The organism is Nonomuraea sp. NPDC049758, assembly GCF_040674635.1.
Taxonomy (GTDB): domain Bacteria; phylum Actinomycetota; class Actinomycetes; order Streptosporangiales; family Streptosporangiaceae; genus Nonomuraea.
On record NZ_JBFAMZ010000025.1, the window covers coordinates 129,463 to 136,946 of the forward strand.

The following is a 7,484-nucleotide window of genomic DNA, read 5'->3' on the forward strand; positions in this document are numbered from 1 at the left end:
GGCATTCTTGGACCATGACGTCCTTGCGGTTGCTGAGCCTGCTGTCGCTGCTCCAGACCCCGCGCGAATGGCCGGGCGGCGAGCTGGCCGAGCGGCTCGGGGTCAGCCGCCGCACGGTCCGGCGCGACGTCGAGCGGCTGCGCGACCTCGGCTACCCGGTGGTCGCCAGCATGGGCGCGGACGGCGGCTACCGGCTGGTCGCGGGCGCGGCCATGCCGCCGCTGCTGCTGGACGACGAGGAGGCCGTCGCCATCGCCGTGGGCCTGGTGACCGCGGCCCGGCATCCCGTGCAGGGCATCGAGGAGGCGTCGGTGCGCGCGCTGGCCAAGCTGGAGCAGGTGCTGCCGTCCCGGCTGCGCCACCGGGTGGCCTCGCTCGGCGCCGCGACCGTCCCGCTGCCCGGCGCCGAGGGGTTCGACGTCGATCCGGGCCGGCTCACGACGCTGGCCATGGCCGTCGCCAACCGCGAACGGGTGCGCTTCCGGTACCTGGCGGGCGACGGCGCGCGCAGTGCCCGGCTGGTGGACCCGTACCGGCTGGTGGCCGCCGGGCGGCGCTGGTACCTGCTGGCCCACGACCACGACCGGGACGACCGGCGGCTGTTCCGCGTCGACCGCATGGACGACGTACGGGCCACGGGCGCCCGGATCACCACGACCGAGCCGGCGGACCCCGCCGCGTACGTCGCCGCCAAGCTCTACTCGGGCGCGCCCACGTACGAGGCGGTGGTGACCCTGCACGCGCCCGCCGAGGTCGTGGCCCGCGCGATCCCCGGCGAGCTCACCCCGCTGGACGCGGACACCTGCCTCCTGCGCGCCTCCGCCGACACCCTGGACTGGCTGGCCTTCCGGCTGATCACGCTCGGCTGCGAGTTCGAGGCGCACGAGCCGCCCGAGCTCGTCGCCCACCTTCAGGGGCTGGCCGCCCGCCTCACCCGCGCGAGCGCGCCAGGAACTCCAGCACCAGCGGGCTCGCCACCTCGCGGAACTCCTCGAAGTAGGCGTGCCGCGCCCCCTCGATGAGCCGCAGCTCCGCCCCCGGGATGCGTCCGGCCAGCAGCGGGGCGTTGGCGGCCGGGTTGAACACGTCGTCGGCGCCGTGCACGACCAGCGTCGGCGCGGCGATGGCGGGCAGCACGGCCCAGGCGTCGTGCCCGGCGCTGGCGGCCAGGTGGCGGCGGCGCGCGTGGGCGGGCATGCCCGGATCGCCCACCGTCCGGTACGGCCCCGGATGCGTGGCCAGCCAGCCCGGCGTGTACATCAGCTCCAGCAGCGCCCGCCCGGCGGCGGCCCGGTCGGGTTGCGCGAGCGCCCTGCGCACGTCGGCGCCGCGTTCGAGGCCGTGGACGCCGCCGGGGGAGGTGCAGCCGAGCACCAGCGCCCCCACCCGGCCGGGATGGTCGGCGGCCAGCCACTGGGCCACCCGGCCGCCCATCGACGTGCCGTAGACGTCGGCGCGGGCGACGCCCAGCTCGTCGAGCACGGCCAGCACGTCTTCGGCGAACCCGCGGGTGGTGTAGGGCTCGTCGGGCTTGTCGCTGTCGCCGGTGCCGCGGTAGTCGAAGGTGATCGTGCGGTGGGCGCGGTCGAAGTCGTCGCGGACCGGGTCCCACCAGCGGTGGTCGTTGGCCTGGCCCTGGAGCAGCACGAGTGCGGGGCCGCTGCCGCGGACCTGGTAGGACAGCTTGACGCCGCCCGTCGTCATGGCGAAAGGCACGCCTTCGATGGTGCCACGGCGACGTCTGTGCCCTTGACGGAGTGAGTACTCACTCCGTACGTTGACGGTATGACGAACGAGACGAGCCGGCGGAGAGCGCCGGCGATGAGCCCCGAACGACGCCGCGAGATGATCGTGAAGGCCGCCCTCCCTCTGGTGGTGGAGTACGGCACCTCCGTGACCACCGCCCAGGTCGCCCGCGCGGCCGGCATCGGCGAGGGCACGATCTTCCGCGCCTTCGGCGACAAGGAGGCGCTGCTCGCTGCCTGCATGGCCGAGGCGCTGCGCCCCGACGACACCCTCGCCCACGTGTCCGCGATCTCCCTCGACCTGCCGCTGGCCGACCGGCTGGTGGAGGCCACCGAGGCGCTGCGCGGCTACCTCGCCAGGATGGGCGCGGTCGCGGGCGCCCTCGCCACCACGGGCGGCCTGCGCCGCCCCGCCCCCGGAGGCGAGCCACGCCCCGCCTCCGGGAACGAGCCCGGCCCCACCGCCGGAGGCGAGCCACGCGCCGCCGAGGGGGGCGGGCGGCCCGGGGCCGGGCGGGAGGAGTCGATGGCGGCCTCCCGCGAGGCCCTGGCCGGGCTGTTCGAGCCCGAGCGCGACCGGCTCAGGCTGGCCCCCGAGCGCCTGGCCGAGGCGTTCCAGTTCCTGGTGATGGCGGCCGGCCGCGGCCCGTCCCCGCTGGGCTCGGAAGAGCTGGTGGACCTGTTCCTGAACGGCGCGCTCGGGGCGGGCGAACGCCCTTGACCGACCTCTACGAGGACCTCGCGCCCGGCCGCCGCACGGCGGTCACCTTCGCCTTACTCGGCTGCGCCTTCCTGGGCATGCTCGACGGCACCGTCGTCGGCACCGCGCTGCCGCGCATCGTCGCGCAGGTCGGCGGCACCACCTCCTGGTACGTCTGGCTGATCACCGCCTACCTGCTCACCTCGTCCGTGAGCGTCCCCATCTACGGCCGCTTCTCCGACCTGTACGGCCGCCGCCGCCTCCTCCTCTCCGGCCTCGCGATCTTCCTGGCCGGCTCCCTGGCCTGCGGGCTCGCCGGGTCGATGGAGGTCCTGATCGTCAGCAGGGCCGTCCAGGGGGTCGGCGCGGGCGCCCTGCTCACCCTGGGCATGGCCCTGATCCGCGACCTCCATCCGCCGCACCGGAGCGAGGGCCTGATCCGCATGCAGACCCTGCTGGCCGCCATGATGATCGTCGGCATGGTCGGCGGGCCGCTGCTCGGCGGCCTGCTGGCCGACCACGCGGGCTGGCGCTGGGCGTTCCTGGTCAACCTGCCCGCCGGGGCGCTCGCGGCCGCGCTGATCGCGCTGCTGCTGCCCGACCGGCGTCCGCCGCGCACCTCGGGCAGGCTCGACGCGGCCGGGATCGCGCTGCTCACCGCGGGCCTGTCGCTGGTGCTGATCGGCCTGAGCCTCAAGGGCAACACCGGCCGCGGCTGGAGCGACCCCGCCGTGCTCGGCTCGCTGCTCGGCGGGGTGGCGCTGCTGGTCGCGCTCGTCCCCGTCGAGCGGCGGGCGGACACGCCGGTGCTGCCGCCGCGGCTGATGCGCCGCCGCACGTACGCGGCGCTGCTCGCGGGCGGGTTCTTCTTCCAGGTGGCGGGGCTGCCCGCGGGCGTGCTGCTGCCGCTGTACCTCCAGCACGTACGCGCCTACTCGGCCACGGTGTCCGGCCTGCTGCTGCTCCCGATGCTGTTGGGCATGATCGCCGGGAACCGGCTGACGGCCGTCCTCGTGCTGCGGTCCGGCCGTACCAGGCCGGTGCTGCTGACCGGGGCCGCGCTGGTCACCGCCGGCACGCTCGCCTTCGCCGCGCTCGGGCCGGGCACCTCGCCGTACCTGGTCGGGGTCTGGCTGCTGCTCGTGGGGCTCGGCACGGGCCCGGCCATGGGCGGGCTCACCATCGCCACGCAGGGCAGCGTCCCGCACGCCGACATGGGCACGGCCACCGCGGGTTCGGCGTTGTCGAAGCAGCTCGGCGGCTCCTTCGGCCTGGCCTGCGCCCAGTCGCTCATCGGCGCGCAGGTCAGTGCGGCGGCCGTGGGCTCCACCGTGGCCTGGACCGGCGGTGTCGCGGGCCTGCTGGCCTTCGCCGTCCTGCTGCTGGTCCGCGAGGGCGGGCTGCCGGCCCGGCAGCCGGCCGCCGTCCGGGCCTGAGCGGAATCGGGGGGAACGCGGGGAATGTTCCTGGGGGAACCCCCGTTACATAAACCGTGGCCGGTGTGTCCAGTGTCCCCGGGCCTCACCTATTGCCTTCGCGGACTACCGTTCGGCTGGAGCCGCGTTGTGCCTTTCGCCGAGAGGCGACCTGCACACCGGTACACGCACACGTGGAAGCCCGCCCTCTCCGGAGGGCGGGCTTTCGCGTCGTTCAGGCCGGGCGGTTCTTCACGTAGTACGGGTCGGTGATGCCGCCGGGGCAGGCCAGCTCCTCGACGTCCAGGTGGGTCAGCTTGGCCCCGGCCTGGTAGGCGCTCTGCAGGAACTCCAGCACGCTCGCCACCGGATCGCCCATGGCGCGCACGTCGTCGTAACGCAGCACGGCCAGATGGCTGCCGCGCGCGGGCAGCCACTCGGCCTGCTCGGGCAGCAGCGGCTCCCGCTCCAGCCCCTTCGGCTCGGGCGCGGTGTAGGAGTAGAACGCCGGCCAGGGCCGTTCCTTGTCGCCGAACCAGAACCCGGCGCTGATCACCTCCCGGCTGTACGCCTCGCGGGTGACCGGGTCGGCCTCCTCCGGCACGTCGGCCGGGCGTCCGGTGAAGAGGGTGACCGCGATGTCGAAGGTGTGCCAGAAGTGGTGCACCGGGCTGACCTTGCCGCCGAAGTCCGCGGCGAAGCGGTCGAGCAGCTGCGCCACCTGCGACAGGATCCGCCAGTAGCGGTTGATCAGGACCGGGTCGTAGTGCGCGTGGCGGGTGTCCTCGGCGAACGGCGTCTCGTCGTCCAGGTCGTACGGCACCGCCCAGATCTCCGGCCGGATCCCCAGGTCGGCCAGCGTCTGGAAGAGCCGGGACTGGAACGCGGCCACCGACAGCCCGATCATGCTGAACTCCGCGCTGCGGCCGTCCAGCACGTCGATCACCAGGCGGTGGCGGACGAGGTCGAAGTCCACGCAGAACAACGGCTGCTCGCCGAGCCCGCCCATGGGACGCGTCGTCAGGCCGCGCCCGGTCAGATGGAACGGCACCTGCCACCAATGGTTACGCCGGTTACTCACCGTCAGCCGGATTTTCCCGACGATCTGCGCGAAGCGGTGGAAGGTCTCCTTGGTGTCGGCCCACTCTTCGAGTGGCATGGCCGGAAAGAGCTCCATGTATCCATGGTAACTACGCTGCGTAACCATTCTTCAGGGGGTCTCCGCTAATATCCGGCTCGAAGGGTGGTTCAAGTCGAGGAGCCGGGGCATGCGGGACACGTTGATCGACATTGGCGAGGTGGCCAGGCGTACCGGGCTGGCCGCGTCCGCGCTGCGCTTCTACGAGCGTAAGGGGCTCATCGAGGCCGAGGGCCGCAACGGCCTGCGCCGCGTCTACCTGCCCGAGACGCTCGACCGGCTGGCGCTGATCACCTGCGCCCGCGACGCCGGGTTCACGCTGTCGGAGATCGCCGAGTTCCTGCGCGCCCGGCCGGCGGACACGCGGCTGCGCGAGCGCATGGCCGCCAAGGAACGCGAGGTCGACCAGCGGGTGCGGCAGCTCACCCGGCTGCGCGACAGCCTGCGCCACGCGGCCGTGTGCGAGCACGACCCGCTGGTCGAGTGCCCCGAGTTCAAGCGCGCCGTGAAGGCCGTCAGCCAGAGCTGACGTACTTGCGCGGGCGCAGGGCGTGGGCGCGCAGCGCGGCCAGGGCCGCGTACTGGCCGGGCCGGTCCATCCGGACGACCAGGTCGTCGCTGTAGGCCAGGCCCAGCGCGGTGAGCTGGGAGACCAGGTCGGCGACCGGCGCGGTGACGTCGTCGAGGCTCGTGGCCGGGTGCCAGCCCTCGCCGCCCACCACCTCGGCCACCCGTTCGCGCAGCTGGGCGGGGGACATCAGGACGCCGTCGGCCAGCAGCATGAGCGTGGCCTCGCGGGCCGAGACCTCGAACTCGTGCTCGCCCCTGGCCAGCAGCAGCCGGGTGACCGCCTCCCACATGGCCTCCGGCGAGCCCAGCAGGTGCCGGCCGTAGACGGTGATGGCCAGCCGGGCGCCGTCGCGGCTGATCGCGCCGAGCTCGCGCTCGGCCAGCTCACGCAGCCGCAGCGCCGCGGGCGAGGGGGCCAGCCGGAGCGGCAGGCTGCCCTCGGAGGCGGCCAGGGACAGCAGCTTGCGCAGGGCGGGCAGGGGCTGCGGCGTGACCGGCGCGTACAGGCGCACCTCGAACGGCTGCGCCAGCTCCCGCCTGGCCGGGCCGCGGCCGAGCACCCAGCGGTTGAGCCGTTCGCCGTGCACGCGGTTGAGCCAGCTGTCGCCGCCCAGCTCGGCACGGGGCTCGGTGAGCCAGCGGCGGGTGAGCGCGCTGCGGTCGACGTCGTCGCCGGCGACGATCGCCAGTTCGAGCGCTGCGGAGCAGGCCACGTGCGCGCCCAGCTCCTCCGGGCCCATGATCATGCTCCACTGCAGCTCGGGCACGTCGGGCGGGAGCACGCCCGTGGCCTCCAGAGCCTTCTGGTAGGCGCTGGTGCCGGCGTCCTCGCCCTCCTGGGCGTAGGTGCGCAGGATCTGCGCGGTGGTGGGGGACACGCACAGGGCGGCGTAACGTTCCATGCCGCCGAGTTGCAGCAGCCGTGCGAGCGAGCGGGACAGGCGTTCGTGGTCGCCTCCGGGCCGGAGCGGGCCCACCTTGATCGGAAGCGTGTACCAGAGGAACTCGCAGACGTCGAGCTGGGTCACCGTCTCCAGCGGTTCCCCACCCGTCAACCATTCGACGGCGGTCCTGGCCTCCTCGGCCAGGTCCGGCTGAGATCGCTCCAACTCGGCGAGAAGGGCGGTGACATCCGGTGCACTCATGCCTCGAAGTTTGCCGTATCGCACCCAGCTATGACGATGACCGAATGCGGTGCGTATTGGGTCTTGCACAGCGACTACCCTACGAAACCGATGTTTACCTACAGTGACGGGGTCAGATCCATCGTTTGTCGAACAGCATCCGGGCCTTCCACTCGGTGTACGGGATCACCTCGGCGGACAGGATCGGGTGCAACCACCAGAAGTTGATCAAGGCCAGCAGCGCGTACGCGCCGACCACCGCGGCCCCCAGCGTGCGGCGCATCGGCATGGCCCCGCTCTCCGTCGGCGTGGCGGGCCCGATGAGCAGCCCGGCGCACAACGTCAGCGCCAGGATCATGAACGGCACCATGGGGATCGCGTAGAACAGGAACATCGTGCGGTTCTCGGAGATGGCGAAGTAGAACCAGGGCAGCCAGCCCATCGCGTACGCCAGCAGCACCGCCCCGGCCCGCCAGTCGCGCGAGGAGACGTACCAGGCGATCAGGGCCACCAGCGCGGCCAGCGCGCCGAACCAGATCACCGGCGTGCCCACGCCGAGCACCGCCTCCGAGCAGTCCTTGGCCCCGCACACGTTCTGCTTGCCCTCGTAGAAGAAGGCCACCGGACGCAGCAGCAGCGGCCACTGCCACGGCTCCGACATGTACGGATGGGACGTCTCCAGACCGTTGTGGAAGGAGAAGACCTGCCACTGGTACTGGATCCATGAGCGCATGGAGTCGAACAGGAAGAAGAAGGGGCCGGAGGAGGTGGCCTGGTCCCAGTTGCGGCCGT

The 7,484-nt window shown here is 73.0% G+C and carries 7 protein-coding genes and 1 pseudogene; 4 read left to right on the forward strand and 4 right to left on the reverse strand.

The annotated features are described in order from the left end of the window. The first annotated feature begins 14 nt into the window (after nucleotides 1–14). Nucleotides 15–1,022 carry a YafY family protein gene (locus tag AB0J46_RS43990; protein WP_364341220.1) on the forward strand — a complete coding sequence of 336 codons (1,008 nt, stop codon included), beginning with the start codon at nucleotides 15–17 and terminating at the stop codon, nucleotides 1,020–1,022. Here AB0J46_RS43990 and AB0J46_RS43995 read toward each other — a convergent pair. After that, nucleotides 931–1,716: an alpha/beta fold hydrolase gene (locus AB0J46_RS43995; RefSeq protein ID WP_364341222.1), complete on the reverse strand. Its 786-nt coding sequence runs from the start codon at nucleotides 1,714–1,716 to the stop codon at nucleotides 931–933. The two genes, AB0J46_RS43990 and AB0J46_RS43995, sit on opposite strands and share 92 nt — an antisense overlap. A 69-nt stretch (nucleotides 1,717–1,785) precedes the next feature. On the opposite strand from AB0J46_RS43995, the gene AB0J46_RS44000 reads away from it, so the two are divergent. Next, nucleotides 1,786–2,466 (forward strand): TetR/AcrR family transcriptional regulator, encoded by a 681-nt coding sequence (locus AB0J46_RS44000; protein WP_364341224.1) that lies wholly within the window; start codon nucleotides 1,786–1,788, stop codon nucleotides 2,464–2,466. Then, nucleotides 2,463–3,881 (forward strand): MFS transporter, encoded by a 1,419-nt coding sequence (locus tag AB0J46_RS44005; protein ID WP_364341226.1) that lies wholly within the window; start codon nucleotides 2,463–2,465, stop codon nucleotides 3,879–3,881. Before AB0J46_RS44000 ends, AB0J46_RS44005 begins: the two co-directional genes overlap by 4 nt. 214 nt (nucleotides 3,882–4,095) lie before the next feature. On the opposite strand, the gene AB0J46_RS44010 is transcribed toward AB0J46_RS44005, so the two are convergent. Next, complete coding sequence (locus tag AB0J46_RS44010; protein ID WP_364341228.1) at nucleotides 4,096–5,037, reverse strand: DUF5996 family protein; 942 nt, start codon at nucleotides 5,035–5,037, stop codon at nucleotides 4,096–4,098. Between the two features lie 91 nt (nucleotides 5,038–5,128). Here AB0J46_RS44010 and AB0J46_RS44015 point away from each other — a divergent pair, with 91 nt between their 5' ends. Next, complete coding sequence (locus AB0J46_RS44015; protein WP_357985352.1) at nucleotides 5,129–5,527, forward strand: MerR family transcriptional regulator; 399 nt, start codon at nucleotides 5,129–5,131, stop codon at nucleotides 5,525–5,527. Here the strand turns inward: AB0J46_RS44015 and AB0J46_RS44020 are convergent. Both AB0J46_RS44020 and AB0J46_RS44025 read right to left on the reverse strand, forming a co-directional pair. Beyond that, the gene (locus AB0J46_RS44020) at nucleotides 5,514–6,713 is read right to left on the reverse strand and encodes a hypothetical protein (RefSeq protein ID WP_364341230.1); all 1,200 of its coding nucleotides are present in this window, start codon (nucleotides 6,711–6,713) and stop codon (nucleotides 5,514–5,516) included. The two genes, AB0J46_RS44015 and AB0J46_RS44020, sit on opposite strands and share 14 nt — an antisense overlap. 112 nt (nucleotides 6,714–6,825) lie before the next feature. Then, a pseudogene (locus AB0J46_RS44025) lies at nucleotides 6,826–7,484 on the reverse strand (phospholipid carrier-dependent glycosyltransferase); the annotation flags it as partial.